At 68.4% G+C, this 26,676-nt stretch carries 27 protein-coding genes and 1 pseudogene; 4 read left to right on the top strand and 24 right to left on the bottom strand.

The features are described from left to right. Position 1 precedes the first annotated feature (1 nt). Together ACFTWF_RS00375 and ACFTWF_RS00370 are read left to right on the top strand one after the other, a co-directional pair. Positions 2–1,186: an acyl-CoA dehydrogenase family protein gene (locus tag ACFTWF_RS00375; protein WP_378459335.1), complete on the top strand. Its 1,185-nt coding sequence runs from the start codon at positions 2–4 to the stop codon at positions 1,184–1,186. Continuing rightward, positions 1,177–2,550, top strand: coding sequence for a phosphotransferase family protein (locus ACFTWF_RS00370; protein ID WP_378459334.1), 1,374 nt, complete (start codon positions 1,177–1,179; stop codon positions 2,548–2,550). Before ACFTWF_RS00375 ends, ACFTWF_RS00370 begins: the two co-directional genes overlap by 10 nt. Positions 2,551–2,618: 68 nt before the next feature. Here the strand turns inward: ACFTWF_RS00370 and ACFTWF_RS00365 are convergent, their stop codons facing one another. From ACFTWF_RS00365 to ACFTWF_RS00310, 12 genes are all read right to left on the bottom strand, one after another. Next, positions 2,619–3,683, bottom strand: a complete 1,065-nt coding sequence (locus tag ACFTWF_RS00365; protein ID WP_378459333.1) for a branched-chain amino acid ABC transporter permease — start codon at positions 3,681–3,683, stop codon at positions 2,619–2,621. Further along, positions 3,680–4,564 (bottom strand): branched-chain amino acid ABC transporter permease, encoded by an 885-nt coding sequence (locus ACFTWF_RS00360; protein ID WP_378459332.1) that lies wholly within the window; start codon positions 4,562–4,564, stop codon positions 3,680–3,682. Before ACFTWF_RS00360 ends, ACFTWF_RS00365 begins: the two co-directional genes overlap by 4 nt. Positions 4,565–4,580: 16 nt before the next feature. Beyond that, on the bottom strand, positions 4,581–5,288 hold the full coding sequence (locus ACFTWF_RS00355) for an ABC transporter ATP-binding protein (RefSeq protein ID WP_378459331.1): 708 nt from the start codon (positions 5,286–5,288) through the stop codon (positions 4,581–4,583). After that, complete coding sequence (locus ACFTWF_RS00350; protein ID WP_378459330.1) at positions 5,285–6,067, bottom strand: ABC transporter ATP-binding protein; 783 nt, start codon at positions 6,065–6,067, stop codon at positions 5,285–5,287. Before ACFTWF_RS00350 ends, ACFTWF_RS00355 begins: the two co-directional genes overlap by 4 nt. Beyond that, positions 6,064–7,299 (bottom strand): ABC transporter substrate-binding protein, encoded by a 1,236-nt coding sequence (locus tag ACFTWF_RS00345; protein WP_378459329.1) that lies wholly within the window; start codon positions 7,297–7,299, stop codon positions 6,064–6,066. The genes ACFTWF_RS00350 and ACFTWF_RS00345 overlap by 4 nt, the downstream gene beginning before the upstream one ends. A gap of 110 nt (positions 7,300–7,409) precedes the next feature. Next, positions 7,410–8,942 (bottom strand): long-chain-fatty-acid--CoA ligase, encoded by a 1,533-nt coding sequence (locus ACFTWF_RS00340; RefSeq protein WP_378459328.1) that lies wholly within the window; start codon positions 8,940–8,942, stop codon positions 7,410–7,412. A 47-nt stretch (positions 8,943–8,989) separates the two neighbouring features. Further along, on the bottom strand, positions 8,990–9,916 hold the full coding sequence (locus tag ACFTWF_RS00335) for a cyclase family protein (RefSeq protein ID WP_378459327.1): 927 nt from the start codon (positions 9,914–9,916) through the stop codon (positions 8,990–8,992). A gap of 524 nt (positions 9,917–10,440) precedes the next feature. Further along, entirely contained in the window at positions 10,441–11,595 is a 1,155-nt protein-coding gene (gene dprA / locus ACFTWF_RS00330) for a DNA-processing protein DprA (RefSeq protein WP_378459326.1), read from the bottom strand. Beyond that, positions 11,592–13,100, bottom strand: a complete 1,509-nt coding sequence (locus ACFTWF_RS00325; RefSeq protein ID WP_378459325.1) for a YifB family Mg chelatase-like AAA ATPase — start codon at positions 13,098–13,100, stop codon at positions 11,592–11,594. Before ACFTWF_RS00325 ends, dprA begins: the two co-directional genes overlap by 4 nt. After that, positions 13,100–13,456: a YraN family protein gene (locus ACFTWF_RS00320; RefSeq protein ID WP_378459324.1), complete on the bottom strand. Its 357-nt coding sequence runs from the start codon at positions 13,454–13,456 to the stop codon at positions 13,100–13,102. Before ACFTWF_RS00320 ends, ACFTWF_RS00325 begins: the two co-directional genes overlap by 1 nt. Positions 13,457–13,664: 208 nt before the next feature. After that, positions 13,665–14,537 carry an LLM class F420-dependent oxidoreductase gene (locus ACFTWF_RS00315; protein WP_378459323.1) on the bottom strand — a complete coding sequence of 291 codons (873 nt, stop codon included), beginning with the start codon at positions 14,535–14,537 and terminating at the stop codon, positions 13,665–13,667. Between the two features lie 200 nt (positions 14,538–14,737). Then, entirely contained in the window at positions 14,738–15,112 is a 375-nt protein-coding gene (locus tag ACFTWF_RS00310; protein WP_378459793.1) for a hypothetical protein, read from the bottom strand. A gap of 29 nt (positions 15,113–15,141) precedes the next feature. Here ACFTWF_RS00310 and ACFTWF_RS00305 point away from each other — a divergent pair. Further along, a pseudogene (locus ACFTWF_RS00305) lies at positions 15,142–15,615 on the top strand (MFS transporter); the annotation flags it as partial. Here ACFTWF_RS00305 and ACFTWF_RS00300 read toward each other — a convergent pair. The 7 genes from ACFTWF_RS00300 to ACFTWF_RS00270 all read right to left on the bottom strand — a co-directional run bounded on the left by ACFTWF_RS00300 (position 15,560) and on the right by ACFTWF_RS00270 (position 22,282). Then, the gene (locus ACFTWF_RS00300) at positions 15,560–16,603 is read right to left on the bottom strand and encodes a patatin-like phospholipase family protein (RefSeq protein WP_378459322.1); all 1,044 of its coding nucleotides are present in this window, start codon (positions 16,601–16,603) and stop codon (positions 15,560–15,562) included. The pseudogene ACFTWF_RS00305 and the gene ACFTWF_RS00300 sit on opposite strands and share 56 nt — an antisense overlap. A 34-nt stretch (positions 16,604–16,637) precedes the next feature. Next, positions 16,638–16,955, bottom strand: a complete 318-nt coding sequence (locus ACFTWF_RS00295) for a DUF2469 domain-containing protein (RefSeq protein WP_005240496.1) — start codon at positions 16,953–16,955, stop codon at positions 16,638–16,640. Positions 16,956–16,992: 37 nt separating this feature from the next. Next, positions 16,993–17,673 (bottom strand): ribonuclease HII, encoded by a 681-nt coding sequence (locus ACFTWF_RS00290; RefSeq protein WP_378459321.1) that lies wholly within the window; start codon positions 17,671–17,673, stop codon positions 16,993–16,995. Then, entirely contained in the window at positions 17,670–18,452 is a 783-nt protein-coding gene (gene lepB / locus ACFTWF_RS00285; protein ID WP_378459320.1) for a signal peptidase I, read from the bottom strand. Before lepB ends, ACFTWF_RS00290 begins: the two co-directional genes overlap by 4 nt. Before the next feature lie 81 nt (positions 18,453–18,533). Beyond that, positions 18,534–18,875: a 50S ribosomal protein L19 gene (gene rplS / locus ACFTWF_RS00280; RefSeq protein ID WP_005240490.1), complete on the bottom strand. Its 342-nt coding sequence runs from the start codon at positions 18,873–18,875 to the stop codon at positions 18,534–18,536. A gap of 94 nt (positions 18,876–18,969) precedes the next feature. Next, positions 18,970–19,875 (bottom strand): hypothetical protein, encoded by a 906-nt coding sequence (locus tag ACFTWF_RS00275; RefSeq protein ID WP_378459768.1) that lies wholly within the window; start codon positions 19,873–19,875, stop codon positions 18,970–18,972. A gap of 73 nt (positions 19,876–19,948) precedes the next feature. Next, positions 19,949–22,282 (bottom strand): Tex family protein, encoded by a 2,334-nt coding sequence (locus ACFTWF_RS00270; RefSeq protein WP_378459319.1) that lies wholly within the window; start codon positions 22,280–22,282, stop codon positions 19,949–19,951. Between the two features lie 75 nt (positions 22,283–22,357). Here ACFTWF_RS00270 and ACFTWF_RS00265 point away from each other — a divergent pair, with 75 nt between their 5' ends. Beyond that, positions 22,358–23,416: a hypothetical protein gene (locus ACFTWF_RS00265; protein ID WP_378459318.1), complete on the top strand. Its 1,059-nt coding sequence runs from the start codon at positions 22,358–22,360 to the stop codon at positions 23,414–23,416. Between the two features lie 24 nt (positions 23,417–23,440). Here the strand turns inward: ACFTWF_RS00265 and trmD are convergent, their stop codons facing one another. The 5 genes from trmD to ACFTWF_RS00240 all read right to left on the bottom strand — a co-directional run bounded on the left by trmD (position 23,441) and on the right by ACFTWF_RS00240 (position 26,674). Further along, positions 23,441–24,133 carry a tRNA (guanosine(37)-N1)-methyltransferase TrmD gene (trmD, locus tag ACFTWF_RS00260; protein WP_378459767.1) on the bottom strand — a complete coding sequence of 231 codons (693 nt, stop codon included), beginning with the start codon at positions 24,131–24,133 and terminating at the stop codon, positions 23,441–23,443. Positions 24,134–24,143: 10 nt separating this feature from the next. Further along, positions 24,144–24,695 (bottom strand): ribosome maturation factor RimM, encoded by a 552-nt coding sequence (gene rimM, locus ACFTWF_RS00255; protein WP_378459317.1) that lies wholly within the window; start codon positions 24,693–24,695, stop codon positions 24,144–24,146. 13 nt (positions 24,696–24,708) lie between these two features. After that, complete coding sequence (locus tag ACFTWF_RS00250; RefSeq protein WP_185729181.1) at positions 24,709–24,951, bottom strand: RNA-binding protein; 243 nt, start codon at positions 24,949–24,951, stop codon at positions 24,709–24,711. Further along, a complete protein-coding gene (rpsP, locus tag ACFTWF_RS00245) occupies positions 24,948–25,409 on the bottom strand; it encodes a 30S ribosomal protein S16 (protein WP_185729180.1) in 462 nt (153 codons plus the stop codon). The genes ACFTWF_RS00250 and rpsP overlap by 4 nt, the downstream gene beginning before the upstream one ends. Positions 25,410–25,588: 179 nt before the next feature. Further along, a complete protein-coding gene (locus tag ACFTWF_RS00240) occupies positions 25,589–26,674 on the bottom strand; it encodes an amidohydrolase family protein (RefSeq protein ID WP_378459316.1) in 1,086 nt (361 codons plus the stop codon). Positions 26,675–26,676: the final 2 nt, after the last annotated feature.

The following is a 26,676-nucleotide window of genomic DNA, read 5'->3' as shown; positions in this document are numbered from 1 at the left end:
CATGACCGACACCCCATCAGCTGTCCCGCTGGCCGAATTGTGCACGCGGATGCGCTCGTTCATCGACGAGGTCGTGATCCCCGCCGAGCCGGTCCTGGCAAACGAGGACGACGACGCCCGCGCGACCCTCGCGCACCTGCGGGACCGCGCCAGGGAACGCGGCCTGTGGGCGCTCGGGCACCCCGCCGAGGTCGGCGGCGGGGGCGTCCCGTTCCTCGACTTCGTCTACCTCAACGAGATCATCGGGCGTTCGGAATTCGGTCAACTGGCCGTCGGGTCGGTGTCCATGCAGGACACCCTCATGCTGCGCGAACACGGCACCGAGGAGCAGCGGCGACGGTGGATCCCACCGCTGGTCGCCGGGGAGTTCCTGCCGTCCGTCGGTCTGACCGAACCCGACGCGGCCGGCTCCGACCCCACCCTCATCGAGACCCGCGCCGAACTCGACGGAGACACCTGGGTCATCAACGGACACAAGTGGTTCACCACCGGAGTGCAGGACGCCGGATACTGTTCGGTCTTCGCACGCACCGAACCCGACACCGCTCCGCGGCACGAGCGCATCAGCGCGATCATCGTGCCGACCGACACGCCCGGATTCGAGATCGTCCGCTCCATCCCCACGATGGGCCACAACCCGAGCGACCATTACGAGGTCCGGCTCACCGACGTGCGGGTCCCGGCCGCCAATCTCCTCGGCAGGCGCGGCAAGGGTTTCGCCGTCGCCCAGGACCGGCTCGGCCCTGGTCGGATCTTCCACTGCATGCGGTGGCTCGGGCAGGCTCAGCGTGCCTACGAGCTGATGTGCGCTCGCGCGAACACCCGCTTCGCTCACGGTTCCGTGCTCGCCGAGAAGGGTGAGGTGCACCGCTACATCGCCGAATCCGCCGCCCAGATCCACGCCGCGCGGTTGATGACTCTCGACGCCGCCCGCGCGATGGACGCCGGCGAGGACGCCCGCGTCCGCATCGGGCTGGTGAAGTTCTGGGGAGCCCGCATGCTCCACGACGTCGTCGACCGCGCCATCCAGATCCACGGTGCCCTCGGCCTGACCGCCGACACACCCCTCGAGCGGATGTACCGGCAGGCGCGGTACGCGCGCATCTACGACGGTCCCGACGAAGTGCACCGCATGTCCACCGCCCGCCGTCTGCTGCGCGATCCGGGGGCCGCACCATGGCGATGACCCACGCCCCCGGCACCCTCCAGGACGGCATCCGCGCCGTGTTGAATTCCGTCTGCGGCACCGCGGTCACGGTCGGGGAACCCCGGCAGCTGACCGGCGGCGCGAGCAGGGAGGTGTGGGCGCTCGACGCCGACCGCCCGGATGGGCGACCCCTGCCCGTGGTGCTGCGCCGCGACCCGCCCGGCCACGGTGACGCCGCCCGGATGCGGGCGGAGGCGGCGTGCCTGCGGGCAGCAGCCGCGGCCGGGGTGCCGGTGCCCACCGTCCTCGCGTCGGGCGACTCCGCCCCGGGCATCGACGCCCCCTACCTGCTCATGAGCAAGGTGGAGGGGGAATCGTTTCCCCGGACACTGCAGCGGAACCCGGTCTTCGAGGAGGTGCGCGGCCACCTCGCCGAGGACATGGGCTACGTGCTCGGCCTGATCCACCGCACTCCCCTGGACACACTCGGCATGCTCGACGCCACCGATCCGGTGGACGCGATCGAGGTGATCTACCGCGACCTCGACGATCCCCGGCCCGCGGTCGAGCTGGGACTGTGGTGGTTGCGCGAACACCGCCCTCCGCAGCGCCCGAACACCCTGGTGCACGGCGACTTCCGGATCGGCAATCTCCTCGTCGACGGCACCGGCATCCGCGGGGTGCTCGACTGGGAACTCGCCCACCTCGGCGACCCCGTCGAGGACCTGGGCTGGCTGTGCGTGCGAGCGTGGCGATTCGGCGCGCCTGCCCCGGTCGCCGGTATCGGGACCCGCGACCAGCTTCTCGACGGCTACGAGCGGGCCACCGGGTTCCGGCCGTCGGCGTCCGAACTTCACTGGTGGGAGACGTTCGGAACCCTGAGATGGTTGGTACTGAGCAGGTTTCAGGCCGAACGCCACCTCGGTGGCGCGGAGAAGTCCCTCGAACTGGCGGCGATCGGCCGCCGGGTGTGCGAATCCGAGTACGACCTGCTCGACATCCTGGGCCTGCTCGACGACTCCGTGGCCTTGCCGCCACCTGCCTCGCCGGGGCCCACCGTGCACGACCGGCCGAGCGTCCCCGAGATCCTCGACCTCGTCGCCGAGACACTGGTCGACGACATCGGTCCTGCCCTGGAGGGCAACCAGGAGCGGCAGCGTTATCTGCTGCGGATCTGCGTCAACCTGCTGCGCACCGCCGGACGCGAACTCGACGACGGCGCCGGCGCCGATTCTCTGCTCGGTGACGCGCTCGGTGCGGTCGGTTGCGACTCCGAGGCGGAGCTGTCGGCACGGTTGCGCGAGGGTGCACTCCCCTACCGTGACGACGGCGTGCTCCGCGCGGTGTCGATCGCTGTGTCTGCCCGGCTGCGTGTGGCAAGTCCTCGTCATCTGAACGGATAACCCACCACGACGATTGGAGCCCCGGCCGGATCGACGGTCGGGGCTCCACCCTTGTGGCGCGTGAGCAGTCAGCGGGAGACGACCAGCTCCTTGGGATCCTCGCCCGCCCGTGTCGCCCGCCGGACGTCGCGGCGCGTCCCCGGAATCCTGCTCACCAGCGGCCCCAGTGCCCATCGGACGAGGCTGATCAGACCGTAGGGGAGCACGAAGGTGAAGACGATCAGCGCCGCTCCGTACGCCATTCCCGCCGCCGACTGGTTGATCTCCGCCGTCCACTGCGGCACGTACTGCACGAAGAACGCCCCGAACACGACACCCGGAACGGTGCCGAGCCCACCGATCACGATCATGGTGATGAACGCGATCGCCAACGGGAGGCCGAACGCCTCGGGGCCGACGTACTGGACCACGAAGCTGTAGAGCACGCCCCCGACCCCGGCGAGGGCCGCGCTGAACGCGAAAACCGTCGTCTTCGTGCGGGTGGCCGGGACACCGAGCGTGGTGGCGACGGCTTCGTAGTCCCGGATTCCGATCAGCGACCGCCCGATCCGGCCGGTGGCGAGCCGCCGCACCACGAGGTAAGCGAGCGACGCCACCACCAGGCACAGGTAGTACACCCACTGGTCACGCTCGAGCCCGGTGAACGCCGGCGGCTCGGCGCCGGCGATGTTGATTCCGGCCTGCCCGTCGGTGACGTGTTCGAACCGCTTGATCACCGCGGGGGTGACGAGCGCCAGACCCAATGTGGCGAGCGCCAATTGGAGTCCGTGCAGGCGCAGCGCCGGCAGGCCGAAGAGGTACCCGATCAGATAGCAGACCACGAACGCCACGGGAATCAGCAGCAGATAGGGCACGTCGTGGTTCTCGACCAACACGGCGCTGAGATAGGCGCCGACTGCGAAGAAGAAGCCGTGCCCGAGTGATATCTGACCGGTGTTGCCGGTCAGCAGGTTCAGTCCCAACCCGACCACCACATACACCAGCACCATCGAGCGGTCGAAGTTGACGTACGGCGCCGACACCAGCGGCGCCACCGCGGCGACGAGGATCACCGATGCGACCGCCGACCTCGCCAGCCACCGAGGTGGGTCGAGCTCGGCACGGGGCTGACGAAGCAGTTCGACGATTCTCATACGCGGGCCACCTTCCGTGCGCCGAACAGGCCCTCGGGTTTGAGGAGCAGGACCCCGAGGATCAGGGCCAACGCCACAGCCTGCTTGAAGTCGTGACCGATCCACGAGATATAGGTGCCGGCAAGGTTTTCCGCGACACCCACGCACAGCCCGCCGACGAGTGCACCAACCGGGCTGTCGAGCCCACCGAGGACCGCCGCCGCGAACGCATAGATCAGCGAGGCGGCGAGCATGTTGGGTTGCAGGAACAGTTGCGGCGCCGCGAGTGAGGCGGCGAGGGCCCCGATCGCCGCGGCCAGTCCCCAGCCGATCATCAGCATCCGGCCGACAGGAACACCGATCAGTTGCGCCGAGTCCGGATTGGCGGCCGCTGCCCGCATCGCCAGGCCGATCCTGGTTCGCTGGAACAGAATGAACAGCAGTGCCGCGACCACGGTGACGGCAGCGACGACGACCAGCGACTGCTGGGAGATCGCGACCGGGCCGACGGTGAGCACCGGCCCGGAGACCATCGAGGGGAACTCTTTGCTCTGCACGCCCCAGATCCACCCGGCGGCGCTGTTGAGCACCAGCATCAAGCCGAGGGTGATGATCACCAGCGGCATGTGATTCGGCGCGGACGCCAGCGGCCGGATGAGAACCCGCTCGGCTGCCGCGCCGCCGAGGAAGGCCACCACCATCGCGCCGAGGACGGCGAGATACAACGGCGCACCCCACTGGTGGAACTGCCACGCGAAGAACGCCGAGAACATCGCCATCTCGCCCTGAGCGAAGTTCACGATCCCGGAGGCCCGGTAGACGAGGACGATGCTCAGCGCGAACGCGCCGTACAGCGCACCCCACATGAGCCCGTCCGCCAATTGTTGGAGGAAAACGTCCATGACCACTCTCCTGTGTTCAGTAGCCGAGGTAGGCACGACGCACCGACTCGTCGTGCGCCAATCCGGCGGCGGGGCGTTGGGCGACGACGCGACCGGCGTCGACGAGGACCGCGGACGTGCCGATGTCCAGGGCCAGGTGCGCGTTCTGTTCCACGACGAGGATCGTGGTCTCCGTCTCGCCGCTGATCTTGTCGAGCGCGCGGAACACTTCCTGGGTGATGCGCGGCGCCAGGCCGAGGGACGGCTCGTCGAGCAGCAGCAGTCGCGGCCGGGCCACCAGGGCGCGGGCGATCGCGAGCATCTGCTGTTCTCCGCCGCTGAGCCCACCCGCCTGTTGCCGGCGTCGTTCCCGCAACCGCGGAAAGAAGTCGAACCAGTGCTCGATCGCGCGGGCGGTGGTCGCGGCCGTGGTCGTGTATCCCCCGACGCGGAGGTTCTCCTCCACCGTCAGGTCTGCGAACGTGCCGCGTCCCTGAGGGACGTGGGCCACGCCGAGCCGGGCGATCCGATCCGTGCGCATGCCGGTGATGTCGCGGCCGTCGAAGACGATCTGCCCACTGGTGCGGACCAACTGGCAGATCGATCGCAGGATGGTCGTCTTTCCGGCGCCGTTCGCGCCGAGGACCACGGTCACCTCCCCCGCCGGTACCTCGAAGTCGATGCCGTGCAACACTTCCGCGCGCCCGTACCGGGCGTGCAGGTTCCGGACGGTGAGCAGGTTCATGCCGCACCACCCAGGTACGCCTCCACGACCTCGGGATGGGCGGCGACCTCGGCCGGTTCGCCCTCGGTCACCTTCTGCCCGAAGTTCAGCACCACCACCCGGTCGGAGATCGACATGACCATGGCCATGTGGTGCTCGACGAGCAGCACCGAGAATCCCCGCTCGTCGCGGAGCCGGCGGACCGTCTCCGCGAGTTCGAGAACCTCCTCGTGGATCAGGCCGTTCGCCGGTTCGTCGAGCATCAGCAGCCGCGGTCGCTGCATCAGCGCCCGCGCCAGCTCGACACGTTTGAGGGTGCCGTAGGGCAGGTTGCCGACCGGTTCGCGGGCGACCTGCGCCAGATTCATCGATTCGAGCAGCTGCCATGCCTCGTCGCGTTCGCCGCGTTCCTCCCGCCGGGTGCGCGGAAATCCCAGCGCGGTGGCGAGGAAACCCGCCCGGGTCCGCGCGTAGGCGCCGGTGAGGATGTTGTCGAGCACCGAGATCGTCGGAAACAATCCGATGTTCTGGAAGGTGCGGGCGATGCCGGCCTCCGCGATCGCGTCCGCCGACAGCGCGAGCAGATCGGTGTCACCGAAGGTGATCTGCCCCGAATCCGGTTGGTAGAGCCTGCTGATGCAGTTGAACAGGGTCGTCTTCCCGGCGCCGTTCGGACCGATCAGCCCGACGATCCGGCCCGGCTCGAGGGTGAACGACGGCCCGTCGAGGGCGACGACTCCGCCGAACCTCAGCCGGACGTCGCGCACCGTCAGCGCCGCGCCGGGCCGTCCCGCCGTCATCGTTCGGCGCTGCGCGTCACCACAGCGTCGTAGTGCCAGCTACCGTCGCGGAACGTCATCGGTGCCATCGAAGTGATCGCGTACGGGTACTCCGCGCCGGTGTCGAAGGTGACACCGTCGATGGACAGGTCCGTGGTGACCCCGTGCAGGTTCTGGACGGCGTCGAGCAGGTCGGCGCGCGTGCACCCCTTCATCTGTTCGAGGGCCGCGACCAGGAGCTGAGCGGTGTTGTATCCGGTCGCGGCAATGGTGTCGGTGGACTTCAGCGCACCGGCGTGCCGTTGGGCGAACTCCCTCCACTTCTGCACACCCGGCAACTGGTCGTGGTCGGTGCTGCTCACGTCGTAGATCCAGTAGAACGAATGGACCCCCTCGGCGGCGTCGGGACCGGCGGGTGCGAGGACGAAGTTGGTGTCGGTGGCGCCGGAGTAGATGTACGTCTCCGGTTTCCAGCTCAGCTCGTGCGCCTTCTTCAGTGATTGAGTCACGAAACTTGCGGTGGCGAAGTTGACGAACACGTCGGCGCCGGAGTTCGCGAGGTTGACCACCTGGGAATCCACCGAGGGAGTGGTCTGTTCGTACGACTGCTGCGCGACGATCTGTGTGCCGCTGCCTGCGAGGGCGGATTTCAGAGCGTCGAGGCTGCCGTTGCCCAGACTGTCGTTGGAATACAGCACCGCGATCTTCGCCTGCGGATGATCGCGCAGGATCTGCTTCGCCCGTTCGCCGACCTCCCAGCCGGTCTGAGGATTGACCGCTCCGGCCACGACGGGGCGGGCGTCGAGCGTGGCGAGGAGTTCGTCGGTGCCGGTCATGGGGAACACGAGCGGGACGTTCTTCTGTGTGAGGTAGTCGGCGACGGCGAGGGTCGAGGCGGTGCCGATCAGGTTGTGGATCGCGAATACCTGCTGTTGTTCGACCAGTGACCGGACGTTGCTGACGGTGCGCGCCGGGTCGTATCCGTCGTCGAGTGCGGTGTAGGAGATCGTGCGCGACTTGCCGTCTCCCATGGCCACACCCCCGACGGCGTTGATGTCGTCGAACAGGGCGGATGCGGCGGTCGCCTGCGGTCCGGCGATCGATTGCACCAGGCTGGTGCCCAAGCGGATCTCGCTGTCGGTGATGCCGGGGTCGCAGTCACCTGCGGCGGCCGCGGTGTCGCGGCCCGAACATGCGGTCAGAGCCGCGGTGGCGCACAGGGCGGTCACGCCCACGGCGAGGATACGGTTCACAGTCGCTCCGTAACGGTGAGGGGTGAGTCCGGAAACAGTTCCGGTTCAGGTGTTTTGGGCACCGCTGCGCGGCGGCGACGGGATTCGTCGCCGCCGGTCGGTGGCGTGAGTCAGACGGTCGCGCGGGAGAAGCGTTCGCGCAGATCGCGTTTGAGAATCTTGCCGGTGACGTTCTTGGGGAGGGTGTCGACGAAGACGACCCGCCGGGGCACCTGGAATCCACCGAGCTGTTCCCGGCAGGCGGTGATGATGTCGTCGGCCGTGGCGCCGGCGCCGTCGCGAAGAACGACGACCGCGCAGACCAGTTCGCCCCAGGTGTCGTCCTCGACGCCGATGGCCGCGGCCTCGGCCACCGCGGGATGCCGGTACAGAGCCTGCTCGACGGTCAGGGAGGCGACGTTCTCGCCGCCGCTGATGATCAGATCCTTCTTTCGGTCGACGATGTAGACGAATCCCTCGTCGTCGCGGCGCACCAGGTCGCCGGTGTGGAACCAGCCGTCCGTGAACGCGGCGGCCGTCGCGTCCGGATCCTGCCAGTAGCCGGCCATCACCTGGTCGCCGCGGACCACCATCTCCCCCACCTCGCCGGCGGCCACGTCCCGCATCGTGTCGTCGACGATGCGGATATCCGCCAGCCGCATGGGTTTCCCGGCCGCCGCGAGCAGCTCACTCTCACCACCGGCGGCCCGCCTGTGCGCCTCGTAGTCGAGATGAAGCACGTTGCCGGCCAGTTCCGTCATCCCCATGCCCTGGTAGAAATCGCAGCCGAGGCGTTCGAGTCCCTGACGCAGCACCTGCGCCGGGATCGCCGAGGAGCCGTATCCGATCGCCTGCAGCGTGCTGAGGTCGTGCGCCTCGAGCGTGGGATCCTGGAGAAGGAAGTTGATCATGGTGGGTGCCAGTCCGGTCTGCGTGACCTGCCACCGCTCCACCAGACGCAGGAACGTCGCATTGTCGTAGGTCCGCAGAATGCCGACGGTGCTGCCCATCAGGTGGTTGAGCAACGTGACGTACCCACCGACATGGCAGAGCGGGAAGCAGAACAGGAACACCGTGTCCTCCGGCAACGCCCATTGCAGCGCGGACGAGGTGATCCCGCTGACGAGATTGCGGTGGCTGATCATCACACCTTTCGGTGTGCCGGTGGTACCGCTGGTGTACACCAGCCATGCGAGGTCGTCGGGCGTCGGACGCACCGACGGCGGGTCCGCGGGGCCGGTACCGACGAACTCGTCCCAGCCGATCGTTCCCGGGGTCGCGCCGATCGAGACGACGGTGTGCACCGACGGGATCTGGTCCCGGATCTGCTCGACCACGGTCGCGAACTCGGCGGCCACGATCAGCACCGTCGCGCCGGAATGTTCGATCAGGGCCGCGATCTGGCCGGGGTGCAGCCGGAAGTTGAGGATGGTCAGCGCCATCCCCGCCATCGGCACACCGTAGTAACAGTCGAAGTACTCGGTGCAGTTGGTGGACAGGATCGCCACCCGGTCGCCGGGCGCGGCGACACCGAGCAGAGCGCCCGCGAGCCGCCGGCTGCGATCACGCAGCTCGGCGTAGCTGACCGTGTCGTCCTCGAACCGCAGCGCGATCCGATCGGGATGCTTGCGCGCGCCGTACTCGACGATGTCGCTGACCAGCATTCAGTTTCTCCTCGAGGCAGGTGGGGTGGCGGCGCCGACGGCGGTGTTCACCGGATCGCGAGCGGGTTGATCGGGGACCCGACCCCGCGGGTGAATTGCAGGGGCGGTCCGGCATAGAAGAAGTCATACGTTGAGTCGGCGGCGCAGGCGGCGGAGAGCTCCTCGAAATCGAGCAGCTCGGCGAGCGTCATGCCCATGTCCCGGATGAGCACCATGTGCAGTTCGAACAACGCCCCGGGGTTCTCGCCGGGCATCACCTCGACCGCCCAGTTGTCCGATCCCACCACCGCGACGTCCCGATCGCGCAGCCAGGAGGCGCACGACAGACTCAGGCCCGGCTCACCGGCCATGAACCCGGCCGGGTCGCGATCGGCGAGGAATTTTGCGCGCCACCCGGTTCGGATCAGCACGATGTCGCCGGGGCCGATCTCGACGTTCTGAGCGGCGGCGACGGCGTCGAGTTCGTCCGGTGTGATCGCGGACCCGGCCTCGAGCCAGTCCACTCCACGCGCCCGTGCGACGTCGAGCAACACGCCGCGCCCGGCGATTCCCTTCGCCTGGGTATGGATTCCGCACTTGTCGGCGCCCTTGACGGTGACCCCCGTGCCCGGATGACCGTTGTACAGCTGATCGTCGTAGTGGACGTGGGACAGGGAGTCGTACTGCGAACCGGCCTGCAGCGGCATGAAGACGTAGTCGTCCGCCCATTTGAAGCCGCCGGGAAGCACCTGTTCCTGCCCGTTCTCGGCCATCAAGCGGATCGGGTTGATCCGATTGCCTCCGGGTTGCGGGCCCTCACTGTCGAGGGGAATGCCCAGTTCGTAGATCGTGCCGGTCCGAATCAGCGCCGCGGCGGCCGCCACCCGCTCGGGCGTGATGAGGTTCGTGGTTCCGCGCTCGTCGTCTGCGCCCCACCGCCCCCAGTTGCTCACCCGTCGGCCCAGTTCTCGCATATCGGAAATGGACGTGGTCATCCTGCCTCCTCCGGCATCACAACAATTATGACGTGACAGTCATGTCAACTACGCAGAATTGTGACGCCCAACACCACCGCTGTCAACACCGAGGCGCTCGGACACCTGCGCAGCGTTGAGCGCCGAGCCGAATCCACTGTTCTCAGACACATCCACCGGTGCGCGGGCGTGCAGAACCGCCCGCCGGCAGAAGTGCCGCACGGAGTCACGAACGTCGAGACATGTTGTGGCTCAGTGGCAAGCGTCTGTCACGGCGGAGCGCAATGAGGGGGGTCGCGGGCGCCTGTGAATTGGGGCGCCCGCGACCCGGTGATTGCCGGCGGGTCTCCCCTACGAGCCGGCGCCGATCAACAGGTTCAACACCTGCGCGACGAAGTTCCGCCACAAATCCTCGGCCGACCCCATATCTCACTCCTAACGTGACGCTGGACTGCTGATGTCGCAAGCGGTTGTGAGGTGCGCTATACAAAGGTTCTACTCCAGATCCCCGTCCATCCGGCGCTTCGACGCGCACTTCGGTCACCTCACCTCTGCCGCGACCATCCCGTGTCGTCCGACGCGACGAAGCCGTCCATTTCCAGCAAGGGCAGCACGGCCCGCACCTGCTCGACCGCGACCCCGGACAGCTCGGACAGTTCCCGGACCCCGAGCGGCCCGGCTGCCGGCAGCGCCTCGTACACCAGCAACGCGTCGCCGGACAGCGCATCCAGATCACGCACCACGTCGACGCCGTCCCGCAACCCGATCGGACCGGCCTCCTCCACCACGTCACCGGCGTTCGTGACCAGCCGCGCCTCCCCCTCCCGGATCATCCGGTTGCACCCGGTCGACGACGCCGACGTCACAGGCCCCGGCACGGCCATCACCGGACGCCCGAGTTTGCGCGCCCAGCTCGCCGTGTTCCGCGCACCGCTGCGCCACCCTGCCTCCACCACGACCACCCCGTCGGACAGGCTGGCCACCAACCGATTCCGCGCCAGGAACCGATGCTTGGCCGGTGTCGTACCCGGCGCGTACTCGCTGACTACCGCACCGTTCTGGGCGATCTGCCGCAGCAGGCGGGCATGACCCGCCGGATAGGCACGATCGACCCCGCAGGCCAGCACCGCGACCGTCAGGCCACCGACACCCAGCGCGGCGCGGTGCGCGGCGCCGTCGACCCCGAACGCCGCACCCGACACGACGGTCCAGCCGTCGACGGCGAGGTCACCCGCAATCTCCGCGGTCACGTGCTCGCCGTACCCGCTCGCCGCGCGGGTGCCCACGATCGAGATCGCCCGATCCGTCAGCTCGTCCACCGGCCGCGAACCCAGCACCCACAACGCCAGCGGAGGTCCCTCGTCGCGTGATCGAGACAGGTTTCCGAAACCGAGAAGCCGCCACTGCGGCCATTCGTCGTCGTCCGGGGTCACAAGCCTGCCACCCATTCCCGCCACCAGTTCGAGATCGTGCGCGGCCGTATCCACGTGTGCACGCGCGACGGTGCGCTCCCCCAGCACCTCCGACAGATCACGCTCCCGCACGGCCCGCGCCGCCTCCTCCGGCCCCACCGCCTCGACGAGCCGCGTCAGCGCCGGGCACGGCCCCTGCACCACCTTCGACAGATACGCCCACGCCACCCGGCGCGGGTCGACAGCACCCCCCGAACCGATTGCGCCACTCCGACTTTCCACCGTCACTGAAAGCTCCTGTCCCGAAATCCCAACGCGGTGACGACCTGTTCCGGGCCCGGCATGTCCAACCCCGCCAGATCGCTGACGGTCCACGCGACTCGCAACGCACGGTCGGCCCCTCGGGCCGTGATCAGCCCCTTCCGCAACGCACGTTCCACCGGTGCCAGTGCGGGGCGCGCCAGCCGGAACTTCTGCCGCAGGGCCGGGCCGGGCACCTCGGCATTGGTGCGCCACCCGTAGTCGCTCCACCGCTCACCGGCCGCGGCCCGCGCCTGCGCCACCCGCAGACGGACGTCCTCGGTGCTCTCCCCGACCTCGTCGATGAACGCTCCGGTCGCGACGGCCTGCATCCGCACACGGAGATCCACCCGGTCCATCAGCGGTCCCGACAGCTTCCCGAGGTAACGCCGCCGGGCGGTCGGTGCACACACGCAGTCGGCCTCCCGGGCCGGCGCGCACGGACACGGATTGGCCGCGAGGATCAGCTGGAAACGCGCGGGGTACCGCGCGACTCCGTCGCGTCGCGCGATCCGGACCTCGCCGTCCTCGAGCGGGGTACGCAGGGCCTCGAGCACCTTGGTGCCGATCTCGGCGCACTCGTCGAGAAACAGCACCCCCCGGTGGGCGCGGCTGACCGCGCCGGGCTTCGCGACACCGCTTCCGCCTCCGACGAGCGCGCTGACGGACGCGGTGTGATGCGGTGCGATGAACGGCGGCACGTCGATGAGCGGACGCTCCGGCGGAAGGAGCCCGGCCACCGAGTGGATTGCCGTCACCTCCAGCGATTCGCTCTCGGTGAGGGGCGGCAGGACACCGGGAAGGCGCTGTGCCAGCATCGTCTTCCCCACCCCCGGTGGCCCGGTGAGCATCAGGTGATGCGCTCCCGCCGCCGCCACCTCGATGGCCCAGCGCGCCTCCGCCTGACCGACCACCTCACTCAGATCCGCGCGCACCGGTTGCGCGACCCAGTCCACCGGCTCCGGATACTCGAGATCACGCTCCTCGCGCAGCCACGCGACCGCCGCCTTCAGATCGTGCGCGCCGAGCACCTCCACACCGCCCACCAGCCCGGCCTCGGGCAACGACTGCGCCGGAACCACGACCGTGGCCCAGCCCGCGTTCTTCGCGGCCAGCACCGCGGGCAGGATCCCGCGCACCGACCGCAGCCGCCCGTCCAACGCCAGTTCCCCGAGCAGCACGGTCTCGCGCAGCCGCTGCCGCTTCACCTGTTTGGCCGCGTCCAGTACCGCTGCGACGAGCGCGAGGTCGTACACCGACCCGACCTTCGGCAGCGTCGCCGGCGACAGCGCGAGGATCACCTTCGAATCCGGCCACTCCTCACCCGAATTCGCCACCGCGGCGCGGATCCGGTCGCGCGCCTCCTGCAGCGCGGTGTCCGGCAACCCGACCAGATGCACGGCGGGGAGACCGCGGCCGATGTCGGCCTCGATCTCGACCAGTTGGCCGTCCACCCCCGTCACCGCGACCGAATGCGCGCGCCCCAGCGCCATCAGAACGCGTCCCGGACATGCTCGATCTGCGGCTGCGGACCGTGCCCGATCATGATCGCGACCACGTCGAACCGCACCCGCGACCAGTGCCGGCCGGAGTCCCGCAACCACTCCACCGCCAGTAACCGGATCCGGCGCTGCTTCGAGAACGTCACCGCTTCGGCCGGGGTGCCGTACCCCAGGCCGCGCCGCGTCTTCACCTCGACGAAGACGAGCCAGTCACCCTCCGCCGCAATGAGATCGACCTCGCCGTATCGGGATCGCCAGTTGCGGTCTATGATTTCCATCCCCGCCTCGGTGAGATACCGGGCGGCCAGATCCTCCCCATGTGTACCAAGCGCGAGATTGTGCGCCACGGCAGCCTCCACCCCGTCCCCCGGCGGCCCACCGATGCGAACCGCGCCTCGCATCACCGTGCCCGACAGGAACTGCGGAGGTATCCGCTCGAACTGGGCGAACACATCGGGCTGTGGATGGATCGCAGGTTGTGGACAACTCGGCCCCACAGCGCGAATCCTTACGCGAAACGCACAGGTCAGGCCTGTCAAGCCTGCATACGCCGGGTCAGCCGACGGCGGGCATCCACCGGCGTGCGAGAGCCCCGACCCACTCGGCCGCCGCATCGGGATCCTCGGGTGGCGACTCGACGAGGACGAGTTCGTCGATTCCCACACCGGTCAGCGCCCCGACGTCGGCGGGGTCGGCTTCCCGCAGCGCGACGGCCAGGCGCAATGCCCCGGGGTCGCGCCCCACGTCCCCGCACAGGCGGTGCAATGTCCGGACACGTTCGGCGACCGCGTCGACGTTGTCCAGATTGAACCCGTACCAGCCGTCGCCCCACTCCGCGACCCGCCGCAGCGCCGCGTCGCTGTTACCCCCGAGAACGACGGGAAGGCGGCGCTCGCGCGGGGGTTTCGGATTGACCCGCACCGAATCGAAGCGGACGAAGTCGCCGTCGAACGACGCCACGTCGTCACGCCACAGTGTGCGCATCGCCGCGACGTACTCGGCGGTGCGCTCGCCGCGGCGAGCGAAGGGAATGCCGAGGGCGTCGAATTCTTCCTTGGACCAGCCGATGCCGACCCCGAGCGTCAGCCGGCCGCCACTCAACCGGTCCAGCGTCGCCGCCTGCTTGGCCATGAGCACGGGATTGTGCTCGGGCAGCAACAACACTCCCGTCGCGAGGCCGATCGTGTGGGTCGCAGCAGCGGCGAAGCTCAGCCCGATCATCGGGTCGAGCCAATCCGCCACGGCGGGGACGGCTATCCGGCCGTCGTCCGCGTACGGGTACCGGGAGGCCGACCTGTCGACCATCACCACGTGCTCGCCCGACCACAGCGTGGCGAATCCGTTGCTCTCGGCGGCAACGGCGACCGCGTCGATCACCGAGCGCTGGGCGCCGGCGCCGATTCCGAGTGCGTGCAACCCGAGGCGCATCGGCCGATCGTCCCACAGGTGACCGGCCGGGGTGACCCACTTCCGACACGCTCCTATCCACGCACGTCGAGCTGCGGACATAGTGCTCCTTGAACACCTCGAGATGAGTCCACGTCTCCAGCGCCACGACGCCGTCAATCGTGCGAATGTGCTCCGCGAGGGAATGCAGGTCGCCGGGGAGTCGGCGGTGACGGTACCCATCAGGTCGAATCTGCCGAGCGTGCGCGCCAGGAATTCGATGCCGGGGCAGGGCCACGGATAGCGGCGATCGCGTCGTACAGGTCCCGCTGACCGGGGACGCGAAGTTCGGCGATGATGTTGTACCGCCCGCTCACGGCCGAGATGTAGACGGCGGACTCCGACTCGCAGAGCACCTCGGCCGCCGGGGCCACCGGGCCCGCTACCGCGACCGACACGTGTGCCATCGCCTCGAGACCCAGCAGTTCGGGGTGTGCGACGGCGACGCTGCTCACCGTGCCCGTGTCGAGCAGGGTCTGCACGCGTGGGCAGCAGCTCCCGGCAAGCGCGCCGATTTCGTGGTCCTCGGCGCCGACCCTCTCAGCGTCGACCCGCACACCATCGCCGACATCGAGGTCCGGGAAACCTGGCCACCCTCGCGGTTGCGTGGCTCGGCGACAAGGTCGGCCGGATCCGCGTGGTGATCTAGGGACTGCTGGCCGTCGCCGTGCTCGCGGCACCGCGGTTCCTGGTGCTGACGTCCGGTTCCGTGTTTCTGATCTTCTCGACGTTCGCCGTCATGCGGCTCGTCCTCGCCGCGACGACGTACGGCCCGATCGCGGCGGTGCGGTCGCAGATGCTCCGCCCACCGGCGCGGTACACCAGCATCTCGCTCGCCTATCAGGGTGCGGGCGCGATCTTCGGTGGGCTGTCGCCGCTGGTGTACCAGGCGACGGGCAGCGTGTGGCCGGTGATCGGCCTCCTGATCGGAATGTGCGCGGTCAGCATTCTCTGCCTCCGGGTGGCGCCGCAACACGTGGATCACGTGGACGGTGACACGTCCGTCACGCCGGGTCGCGTTCCGAATTCGCCGGAGACGCACGCGCTGTCGTCGTGGTGAGTCCTGCGTCGTCGAGGGCACGCTGTGTGAGCACACGACCGAGTTCGATCATTTCGGTCGCGCGATGGAAGTCGAGACTCCGGCACGCGGCCCGGGGCACCCGGACCTGGACGTCCGGCGGGTACGCGGCGAGCTGGTAGCGGGCCAGCGTCGCCTGCATCACGTCGAGCGAACGGTTCATCACCGCGAACCGACTGAACTTCGGGACGGCCACCGCCTCTCCCTCGAGCACGGTCTGATCGGCGAGCACCTGGCCGTCCTGTTCGTCCGACGGATCCGGTTCGGTGTGCGGGGCACCGAACCGTCCGACGACAGACCGGACGATGTCCAGGTCACGGAGCTGCGCGGCGCTGCGCCGGAATCGGGACATCCATTCGTCGACGGGCCGGGAGTCCGCGCTGACGTTCTCCGGGGCCGGTGACCGACCGTCCCGATCCTCGGCGCCCAGGCTGATCCCGACGGTCAGGTCGGCGCTCACGGAGACGAGCGGTGCCATCGGCAGAGGGTCGAGGATTCCGCCGTCCGCGAGGACCCGGCCGTTCAGCACGTACGGCGTGATGACGCCGGGAATGGCGATCGACGCGCGGATCGCCGCATCGACGGGTCCGCGCTGGAACCACACAGACCGGCCCGCGGCGAGGTCGGTGGCGACGGCGGTGTACGGAATGGGAAGGTCTTCGATACGGACCTCGCCGAGGATCTCCCGAACCCGCTGCAGGATCTTCTCCGCGTGGATGGCCCCGGGCGCAGACACCGACAGGTCGAGAAGCCGCACCACGTCGAGCTGCGTCAGGCTCACCGCCCACCGGGTGAAGTCGTCGAGCCTTCCCGCAGCGTGGAGGCCACCCACCAGGGCACCCATCGACGATCCGGCGACGCCGACGATCTCGAATCCACGCTCCTCGAGTACCTGGATCGCTCCGATGTGGGCGTACCCGCGGGCGCCACCGCTACCGAGAGCCAGCGCCACGCGCCTCCGTCCGGTCATCGGACGATCCTACGCGGGTGCGAGTTCCGGGCGGTCAGGACAAACCGTTGTCCGGCAGCCGCAGGTCGGGCTTGTCGAGCTCCTCGATGTTCACGTCCTTGAACGTGATGACGCGGACGTATTTCACGAACCGGGCGGGACGGTACATGTCCCACACCCACGCGTCGGACATCCGCAGCTCGAAGTAGATCTCACCGTCGGCGTTGTGCGGCAGCAACTCCACCGAATTGGCCAGGTAGAACCGGCGCTCGGTCTCCACGACATAGGAGAACTGACCGACGATGTCCCGATACTCGCGGTAGAGCGACAGCTCCATCTCGGTTTCGTACTTCTCGAGATCCTCGGCACTCATCGGTCTCGGAGTCCTCCTGCTCTGGTGTGAATTGTCATCATCTCGCACTTCCGGAACTCTTATCCACCCGGTGTAGCAGCGCCGCGATGTTCGACCACGAGCGGCGGTGTTCCGGGCACGGGCCCAGCACCTCGAGCGCCGCCAGGTGGCCCGGCGTGTTGTACCCCTTGTGGATCGCGAACCCGTAACCGGGGTGCGTCTCGTCCATCGCGACCATCACCCGATCACGCGACACCTTGGCCAGCACACTCGCCGCCGCAATGCACGCCGCCGCGGCGTCACCGCCGATCACCGGCAACGACGGGGCCGGAAGCCCCGGGACCCGGAAGCCGTCCGTCAGAACGTAACCGGGGGTGGTCGACAGCCCGGCGACGGCGCGCCGCATGCCTTCGATGTTGGCGACGTGCACACCCATCCTGTCCACTTCCTCGGCGGGAAAGGACACGACGCTCCACGCCACTGCCAATCTCGTGATCGCCGGGAACAACTCTTCCCGGGTCCGCTCCGTGAGCTTCTTCGAATCGTCGAGCCGTGCCAGCGCCGGATACGGCTTCGGCGCGAGCACGCAGGCCGCCACGACCAGCGGTCCCGCGCAGGCCCCCCGGCCGGCCTCGTCGACACCGGCTACCGGTCCGAGGCCGCTGCGGACCAGGGCCGACTCCATCGTCCGCAGACCGGACGACCTGCGAATGATGGTGCGTGGCGGCCAGGAAGTCACTTGCCCTGGATATCGGGTGAACTGATCGTGCCCATCCGCGACGGCGGCAACGCAATGAACACGGCTTTGCCGATGACGTTGTCGAGCGGGATGGTGCCTTGCATGTCGTCACCGACGTGGTACCGCGAGTCCGCGGAATTGCTGCGGTTGTCGCCCATCACCCAGAAGTGTCCCTCGGGCACGGTGACCGGACCGAAACAGCGCGCCGACTTCAGTGCCGTGTCGCACGTCTGGGAGCCAGGGACGAACGGGAAGTCCATGACGACGTAGGGCTCGTCGAGCGGCTTGCCGTCGACCAGGATGCGTCCCTGGTCGTCGCAGCATTCGACGGTCTGACCGCCGGTAGCGATGACACGCTTGACGAGGTCGTTCTCGTCCGGGGGGACGAGTCCGACGAGTGAGCCGAGTTCCTGTGCCCCGCGGATCACCACGTTCGACGACCGCGTCGACACGAAGTCCTGCGACCACGAATCGGGGCCGCGGAACACGATGACATCGCCGGGTTGCGGATCACCGAAGTGGTAACCGATCTTCTCGACGACGATCCGGTCGCCGGTGCAGCCCGCGCACCCGTGCAGCGTCGGCTCCATCGACTCCGACGGGATGAGATACACCCGGGCGACGAACGTCTGCAACAGGAAACTCAGAACGAGCGCGACCAGAATCAGGATCGGCAACTCGCGAAGAAAGGAGCGGGGCTTCTTCTCGGGCTTCGCCGCACCACCGTTCTCGGCGGAAGTGGCGGCCGAATCGCCGGTGGTCTCGGATTCCGACGACAATGCCCGCTCCTTCGAAGAATCTGTCACGAAATCAGATTAGCCCGGCACCGCGAGTACGCAGTGCCGGGCTCATCGGAAAGATCAGCGCTTTTCCTTGATCTTGGCGGCCTTGCCACGCAGATCGCGGAGGTAGTACAGCTTGGCGCGACGCACGTCACCACGGGTGACGACCTCGATCTGCGCCAGGTTGGGGCTGTGGACCGGGAAGGTGCGCTCGACGCCGACACCGAAGGAGACCTTGCGGACGGTGAAGGTCTCGCGGACGCCGCCGCCCTGGCGGCGGATCACGACGCCCTTGAAGACCTGCACGCGCTCCTTCGAGCCTTCGATGACCTTGACGTGCACGTTGAGGGTGTCGCCGGGACGGAACTCGGGAATGTCGTCGCGGAGGGACTTCTTGTCCAGGAAATCGAGAGTGTTCATCGGTGTTCCATCCTTGCGTTTTCGCAGGAGCAGAGGAACCGAGCGGCACCCGGACGTTCGGAGAACACCGGTGCTCGTCTGGTTCGTGCCCAGATCAAGTACTGCTGCCTGGTCCAGGCAACCCGTCCATTGTGCCAGACGGCACCGGGTGAAGAGAAATCGGCGGTGGTGCCGCGTGCACCACGTGGTCGAGTTCCACCTCCGCCGCCACCCTGGCGTGCTCTGCGGCTTCCTTCACGTGCACGGCGCTCGGCGTCCCCGCGATGAAATCCTGCACGAAGATCTTGGCTCGGATCACCGGTCTGCGCCACTTTCGTTCCCGCTCGAGAGCCCGGAGCATCCGCTTCGGCTTGGACGTGTAGCGCCACCGTGCCCACGGCGCGCTCGGCCGACTCAGTCGGAGCGCCCCGATCACCAGGATCGGGAAGACGAACAGGCCCAGCAGCCCGGTCCAGATCTTCCCCTTCAACAGCACCACGGCCGCGATGAGCAGGTTGATCACGGACGACACCGCGATCGCCACCCGAACCCAGGGATCCGGGGAGTCCCGGAAGTCGGTGACGTTGATCAGTTCCAGCGGTCGGAGACCGAGCAACAGCAGACCGGTGACGGCGATCGCCACGAACACCGCGTCGACCGACGTCCTGCCCTCATCCGCCCAGTACACGTCCTGCAGGTAGAAGATCAGCGCGAATTCGTCGAGCACCAGCGCCGCACCGATCCCGAACAACGTGGCGAGGACGGCTCCGGTGGTCTGGGTGCCGTCCACGTACACGGCGATGAGGGAGACTCCCGACACCAGCATTGTCACGACGCCGAACACCACATGGTGAACGTGGTGCCCGCCGGGTTTCACGTTGCCCGGCCACCACGACACCTCCGCGCGGATCATCCGCACACTCAAGCGGATGAACAGGAACGCCGCCAGGAAGCCGAGCAGGAAGAAGAGCAGAGGCAGCCGCCCGTGCCCGACGATTTCCCTATCCAGCCATTCGTACATCGGCATCCACTATCCCAGTAAAGAACTGGTCACTCCACGGGAAAGCGCGGGCTCGTGTCGCGATGGTGACCTCCTATTTGCCGAACCCCGCCTTCCGAAGAGCGTCGGCCATCGAACCGCCCGGCGCCGGCCGGGAGTCACGCCCGCGATCGCGTCCACCCTGCTGCTGCGGCTTGCCGCCCCGCCGATCCTGCCGCTGCCCGCCGCCCCGATCCTGGCGCTGCGCGCCGCCGCCCCGGGGACCGTCGTTCTTGCGGCCGGCCCCGACCTCGTCGTCGAGGCGCAGCGTCAACCCGATGCGCTGTCGGGCCTCGTCCACCTCGAGAACCTTCACCTTCACGACATCGCCCGACTTCACGACATCACGCGGGTCCTTGACGAAGTTGTGCGACATCGCCGACACGTGCACGAGACCGTCCTGGTGGACACCGATGTCGACGAACGCGCCGAACGCGGCGACGTTGGTGACGACGCCCTCGAGCGTCATCCCCGGCTTCAGGTGCGCCACCTTCTCGATGCCCGCCGCGAACGTGGCCGTCTTGAATTCGGGGCGGGGGTCGCGACCGGGCTTCTCGAGCTCGCCGATGATGTCGGTGACGGTCGGGAGACCGAACCGGTCGTCGACGAAGTCTGCCGGGTTCAGGCTGCGCAGCGCGGACGTGTTGCCGATGATCTCGCGCACACCGGTGCCGCTGGCGTCGACGATCTTGCGCACCACCGGGTAGGCCTCCGGGTGGACACTGGACGCGTCGAGCGGGTCGTCGCCGTTGGGGATGCGCAGGAACCCGGCGCACTGCTCGAACGCCTTCGGGCCGAGCCTCGCGACGTCCTTGAGTCCCTTGCGGCTGCGGAACGGACCGTTCTGGTCGCGGTGCGCGACGATGCTCTCCGCCAGGGATCCCGCGATGCCGGACACGCGGGACAGCAGCGGAACCGACGCCGTGTTCACGTCGACGCCGACTGCGTTCACCGCGTCCTCGACCACCGCACCCAGGGACCGCGCGAGCAGCGTTTCCGACACGTCGTGCTGGTACTGGCCGACGCCGATCGACTTCGGGTCGATCTTCACCAGTTCGGCGAGGGGATCCTGCAACCGGCGGGCGATGGACACGGCGCCGCGGATCGACACGTCGAGGTCGGGCAGCTCCGCGGACGCGTACGCGGAGGCCGAGTACACGGACGCACCGGCCTCGGACACCACGATCTTCGTCAGGTTGCCTGCGCCCGATTTCGCGATGAGCTCGGTCGCGAGCGCGTCCGTCTCACGGGAGGCGGTGCCGTTGCCGATCGCGATGAGCTCGACCCCGTGCCGGGCGACGAGGCCCGCGAGCGTGGCCAGCGAGGCGTCCCACTTGTTCTGCGGCTGATGGGGGTAGATCGTCTCGTGCGCGACCACCTTGCCGGTGGCGTCGACGACCGCGACCTTGGTGCCGGTCCGGAAGCCGGGGTCGAGTCCCATCGTCGCGCGGGTTCCGGCCGGCGCTGCGAGGAGCAGGTCGCGCAGGTTGGTGGCGAACACGTCGACGGCGTCCTTCTCCGCCGACTGTCGCAGGCGCATCCGGGTGTCGATGCCCAGGGTGACGATCATCTTGGTGCGCCACGCCCACCGCACGGTGTCGAGCAGCCATCTGTCGGCGGGCCTGCCGCGGTCGGCGATGCCGAACCGCCCGGCGATCCGGCCCTCGTAGACGGTGGGCTCGCCGGGGACGGGTTCCTCCGTGTCCGGCGCCAGGGTGAGGGTGAGCACCTCTTCCTTCTCGCCGCGAAGCACGGCGAGGATCCGGTGCGAGGGAAGCCTGCCGAACGGCTCGGAGAACTCGAAGTAGTCGGCGAACTTCGCCCCTTCGGTCTCCTTGCCCTTGCGGACCGCGGACACCAGCTGACCGCGGTTCCACATCAGGTCGCGCAGCTCGCCCACCAGGTCGGCGTCCTCGGCGAAGCGTTCGACGAGGATCGCGCGCGCGCCCTCGAGTTGCTCGGCCGTGTACGACGCGGGGTCGGTCGAGGGATCGGTGATCAGCGCATCGGCGACGGGCTCGTGACCGGCCTCGCGCGCGATCTGCGCCTTGGTGCGCCGCTTCGGCTTGAACGGCAGGTAGATGTCCTCGAGGCGCGCCTTCGTGTCGGCGGTCATGATCTGCCCACGCAGCTGATCGTCGAGCTTGCCCTGCGAGTCGATCGACTCGAGCACGGCAGCCCGGCGCTCGTCCAGTTCCCGCAGGTACCGCAGGCGTTCCTCGAGCTGGCGGAGCTGTGCGTCGTCGAGCGTTCCGGTGACTTCCTTGCGGTACCGGGCGATGAAGGGCACGGTGGCTCCGCCGTCGAGGAGGTCCACGGCCGCCGCGACCTGTCCCTCCCGGACGTCGAGCTCCTCGGCAATGCGCTGGTTCACGGTCTTGAGAGTCACGGAAATGGACCCTACCGCTACTCTGAGACAATATCGTCGGCGGTGAGGCCGTCAGGGAAATCCCGGGAGAATTTCATGTCCAGGCTGATCCAGTGCCTGACGGTCATGGCCTTCCTGCTTGCGACGACGACGGCGTGCACCATCCCGACCGAGACGAACTCGGTGGTCGACATCCCGGTGACGTCGCCGGCGGTCGCCACTCCCCCACTCCTCCCCGCCGAGGACCCGCCCGCGGGTGACGGCGTCACCGCGAGCCCGGAGCCCGCCGCGGTGAGTCCGGAGCCCTTCCCGTCGGCGCAAGTTCCGGTCTCCGCGCCGCTCGCCGAGCGGATCACGGCGGCGGTCGCGACCGCGGCCGCGGATCGCGGGGCCGACGTGTCGATCGCCGTCCTGGATCGCGCCACCGGTAACTACCTCGCCGCCGCCGACACCGAACCGGTCGAAACGGCGTCGTTGGCCAAGCTCTTCATCGCCGCCCAGATGTATCACCTCGACGCCCTCGGTGAGCGTCCGCTGTCCGACTACGACCGTCTGCTGCTGGCGCGGATGCTGGAATCGTCCGACGACGACGCCGCCAACACGCTCTGGGACGATCTCGGCGGGCCGGATCTCGTCGTCGACGTCGCCGGGCGGTACGGACTCGCCGCCACCACACCGCCCTGGGACGGGTTGTGGTGGAACACCGAGACGACCGCCGCCGACCTCGTGACGTTCTACGCCGGACTCCTGGGCGACCGCGACGGGCTCGGTCAGGGCCGGATCGACGAGTTCGTCGGCTACCTGCGCTCGTCGACCCCCGAGGGAATCGACGGTTACGACCAGCGGTTCGGCGTCCCCGACGGGTTGCCCGGCGAGACCGTCGCCGGGGTGAAGCAGGGATGGATGTGCTGTGTGGGTGACCGGTGGATTCACGTGTCCACCGGTGTGATCGGTGCGGACAGCCGCTACATCGTGGCCGTCGCGTCGCGGGAGGACATCCGCTACGAGGACGACGAGGAGTCGTATCCGGACACCGCGATCACCGATGTCACCGAGGATTCGAGTGCGCAGCATGCCCGGGACACGATGACCGGGGTCGTGAAGTCGGTGTTCCCCACGGGCGTCGTCGACGACTGGGCGCAGCCCCAGGGGTGACGCCTCACCGGCCCGGAAACAGGTTCAGGGCAACAGGTCCGGGCGGCGTTCGGTGGTGCGGAGGAGGGACTGTTCGCGTCGCCACGCAGCAACCTTCGCATGGTCGCCGGAGAGTAGTACGGGTGGGACGTCGAGTCCTCGCCACGTGGCCGGCCGGGTGTAGCTGGGGCCTTCGAGTAGGCCGTCGGAGAACGAATCCTCTTGGTGCGACTGCTGATTGCCCAGCACTCCGGGAATCAGGCGCACGAACGCCTCGGTCATCACGAGCACGGCCGCCTCGCCCCCGATGAGGACGTAGTCGCCGATGCTGACCTCTTCGACGCGGACGCGGCGGGCGGCGTCGTCGAAGACCCGCTGATCGATGCCTTCGTACCGTCCGCAGGCGAAGACGATGTGCCGCTCCCCCGCCCAGCGTTCGGCGGTGGCCTGCGTGAACGGGACACCTGCCGGCGTGGGAACGACGAGCAACGGGTCCGCGTCTCCGTCGCCCGCGGCGAGCACGTCGTCCAGGGCGGGGCCCCAGACCGTCGGTTTCATGACCATTCCCGGCCCACCCCCGTACGGTGAGTCGTCGACGGCCTTGTGGACGTCGTGCGTCCACTTCCTCAGGTCGTGCACCTCGACGGCGATGAGGCCCTTGTCGATGGCCTTGCCCAGCAACGCCGCCCGGAGCGGCTCGAGGTATTCGGGGAAGATGGTGACCACGTCGAGACGCACGGCTACCGACTCACTTCCCGTCGGCGGAGTCACCGAAATCGGGATCCAGCAAGCCTTCCGGCGGGTCGATCTCGACGACGCCGTCGGCTACGGACACCGACGTGACGATGGCGGCCACGAAGGGGACGAGGAGTTCGCCGGGCTGTTCGCCTGCCCGGCGGACCGACAGCAATTCGCCTGCCGCGGAATGCAATACCTCGATGACCGTGCCCACCTCGGTGCCGTCGGCGAGTCGCACCGCCAGTCCCTCGAGTTCGTGATCATAGAACTCGTCGGGGTCGTCGGAGGGTTCGAGTTCCGCGCTGTCGATGACGAACAACGTGCCCCGCAGCGCATCCGCCCCGGTGCGATCCGACACACCCTCGAGGCGCAGCAGAAGCCGCCCGGAATGCTCCCGGGCGGCTTCCACCGTGTACGTATTCACAGCCTGCTCGCGCGGCTTGTGTCCCCGCAGCACGGCACCGACGGCAAATCGATCCTCGGGTTCGTCGGTACGAACCTCGACCACGATCTCACCCTTGATGCCGTGCGACTTGGCGACACGGCCCACCACGAGCTCCACTACGGTGCGGCCTCTACTGATCGGTGTCGATGACGTCGACCCGGATACCGCGGCCACCGATACCGGAGACCAGCGTGCGCAGAGCGGTCGCGGTGCGACCACCGCGGCCGATGACCTTGCCGAGATCGTCAGGGTTGACGTGCACCTCGACAGTGCGCCCCCGACGCCCGGTGATCAGCTCGACACGAACGTCGTCGGGGTTGGCGACGATGCCACGAACGAGGTGCTCCACGGCATCGGCGACGACGGCACTCACTTCTCAGCAGCCTCGGACTCTGCAGCAGCCTCGGCGGGAGCGTCGGCAGCAGCCTCGGCGTCCTCGGCCTTCGCCTTCTTCTTCTTGGGCGTGATGGCCTCGCCGACGGGCTCGTTCTCGGCCTGCGCGAGCGCAGCCTGGAACAGCTCCAGCTTGGTGGGCTTGGCTTCCTTGACGCGGAGGGTGCCCTCGGCGCCCGGCAGGCCCTTGAACTTCTGCCAGTCACCGGTGATCTTCAGGATGGCCTCGACGGGCTCGGTGGGCTGGGCGCCGACGCCGAGCCAGTACTGTGCGCGCTCCGAGTCGACCTCGATCAGCGAGGGCTCTTCCTTGGGGTGGTACTTGCCGATGGTCTCGATCGCACGGCCGTTGCGGCGGGTGCGGGAGTCGGCGACGACGATGCGGTACTGCGGGTTCCGGATCTTGCCGAGCCGGGTGAGCTTGATCTTGACAGCCACTGCTGTACTTCTCCTTCAGTGCGCACACGAGTGTGCCCACGTGTCACGTGCAATTCGGCGACGCGCAGGAATAGCGCGCCCGGTTTTGCCTCCAACCTGTGACCGCCGCGCGGTACGGAACCGGATGCGACGAACAGCGGTTCATTCTGCCAGACGAACACCGCGAGGGGGAAACCAGGTCATCGGGTCTTGACGACGGTCCCCCGCAACACCACGACGTCGGGCGCGGCGAGGGCGTCGCTGCTCGCGCGCGGGTCGTTCCGGAACACCAGCAGATCCGCGGGCGCGCCCGCCTCCACACCGGGATGTCCGAGCCAGGTCCGCGCGTCCCAGCACGCCGCGCCCAGCGCCTCGGCCGGCGACAATCCGACGGCTTTCAGTGCCTCGACCTCGTCGGCGATGCGTCCGTGGACGATCGATCCGCCTGCGTCGGTGCCCGCGTAGATCGGGATTCCCGCGTCGTGAGCGGCCCCGATCGTGTCCTTTACCCGGGAATGCAGGTCGCGCATGTGCGCGGCATAGACCGGGAACCGCGAGGCGGACTCGGCGATCTCCGGGAACGTGGCGATGTTGATCAGCGTCGGGACGAGCGCCGTCCCGTGCGACACCATCAAGTCGATCGTTTCGTCGGTGAGCCCGGTGCCGTGCTCGATGCAGTCGATTCCGGCGTTGATCAGGCCGGGAAGAGCGTCTTCGGCGAACACGTGCGCGGTGACGCGTGCACCTTCACGGTGCGCGGCCGCGATCGCCTCGGCCAGGATGTCGTCGCTCCACAACGGCGTCAGGTCACCGACGGATCGGTCGATCCAGTCGCCGACGAGCTTGACCCACCCGTCGCCGGCCCGGGCCTGCCTCACCACCTCGTCGGGCAGCTGGGACTCGTCCTCGAGGTCGACGGGGAGCCCACGGATGTAGCGCTTGGGCGCCGCGATGTGCTGCCCGGCCCGGATGATCCGCGGGAGGTCGGGGCGGTCGTCGACGAACCGGGTGTCGACGGGCGAACCCGCGTCGCGGATCAACAGCACTCCGCAGTCCCGCTCGGTCTCCGCCTGCGCGATCAGTCCTTCGACGGTCTCGCCGCCGCCACCGCCGAACCTGATCCCGACGTGGCAGTGGGCGTCGACGAGACCGGGGACGATCCAGCCCGAGTCGCAGACGGTCTCGGCGCCGGGAATCGGTTCGGCCGAGATCACACCGCGATCGACCCAGAACTCGACGGGCTGGTCGTCGGGCAGACCGGTGCCCCGGAAGTGCAGTGCACCCATCG

This window comes from Rhodococcus sp. NPDC056960 (assembly GCF_042674125.1).
Classification (GTDB): Bacteria; Actinomycetota; Actinomycetes; order Mycobacteriales; family Mycobacteriaceae; genus Rhodococcus_F.
This window is presented reverse-complemented; position numbering and strand designations above follow the sequence as displayed.

What these genes read in the sequence shown, in the direction of transcription:
- ACFTWF_RS00360 (WP_378459332.1), bottom strand. Translation starts at nt 4,564, where the DNA reads ATGGACGTTTTCCTCCAACAATTGGCGGACGGGCTCATGTGGGGTGCG.
- ACFTWF_RS00240 (WP_378459316.1), bottom strand. Translation starts at nt 26,674, where the DNA reads ATGGGTGCACTGCACTTCCGGGGCACCGGTCTGCCCGACGACCAGCCC.
- ACFTWF_RS00340 (WP_378459328.1), bottom strand. Translation starts at nt 8,942, where the DNA reads ATGCTGGTCAGCGACATCGTCGAGTACGGCGCGCGCAAGCATCCCGAT.
- ACFTWF_RS00335 (WP_378459327.1), bottom strand. Translation starts at nt 9,916, where the DNA reads ATGACCACGTCCATTTCCGATATGCGAGAACTGGGCCGACGGGTGAGC.
- ACFTWF_RS00300 (WP_378459322.1), bottom strand. Translation starts at nt 16,603, where the DNA reads ATGACCGGACGGAGGCGCGTGGCGCTGGCTCTCGGTAGCGGTGGCGCC.
- ACFTWF_RS00370 (WP_378459334.1), top strand. Translation starts at nt 1,177, where the DNA reads ATGGCGATGACCCACGCCCCCGGCACCCTCCAGGACGGCATCCGCGCC.
- ACFTWF_RS00355 (WP_378459331.1), bottom strand. Translation starts at nt 5,288, where the DNA reads ATGAACCTGCTCACCGTCCGGAACCTGCACGCCCGGTACGGGCGCGCG.
- rplS (WP_005240490.1), bottom strand. Translation starts at nt 18,875, where the DNA reads ATGAACACTCTCGATTTCCTGGACAAGAAGTCCCTCCGCGACGACATT.
- ACFTWF_RS00350 (WP_378459330.1), bottom strand. Translation starts at nt 6,067, where the DNA reads ATGACGGCGGGACGGCCCGGCGCGGCGCTGACGGTGCGCGACGTCCGG.
- ACFTWF_RS00315 (WP_378459323.1), bottom strand. Translation starts at nt 14,537, where the DNA reads ATGCGCCTCGGGTTGCACGCACTCGGAATCGGCGCCGGCGCCCAGCGC.
- ACFTWF_RS00265 (WP_378459318.1), top strand. Translation starts at nt 22,358, where the DNA reads ATGTCCAGGCTGATCCAGTGCCTGACGGTCATGGCCTTCCTGCTTGCG.
- ACFTWF_RS00275 (WP_378459768.1), bottom strand. Translation starts at nt 19,875, where the DNA reads ATGTACGAATGGCTGGATAGGGAAATCGTCGGGCACGGGCGGCTGCCT.
- ACFTWF_RS00375 (WP_378459335.1), top strand. Translation starts at nt 2, where the DNA reads ATGACCGACACCCCATCAGCTGTCCCGCTGGCCGAATTGTGCACGCGG.
- ACFTWF_RS00295 (WP_005240496.1), bottom strand. Translation starts at nt 16,955, where the DNA reads ATGAGTGCCGAGGATCTCGAGAAGTACGAAACCGAGATGGAGCTGTCG.
- ACFTWF_RS00365 (WP_378459333.1), bottom strand. Translation starts at nt 3,683, where the DNA reads ATGAGAATCGTCGAACTGCTTCGTCAGCCCCGTGCCGAGCTCGACCCA.
- ACFTWF_RS00325 (WP_378459325.1), bottom strand. Translation starts at nt 13,100, where the DNA reads ATGGCGCTGGGGCGCGCGCATTCGGTCGCGGTGACGGGGGTGGACGGC.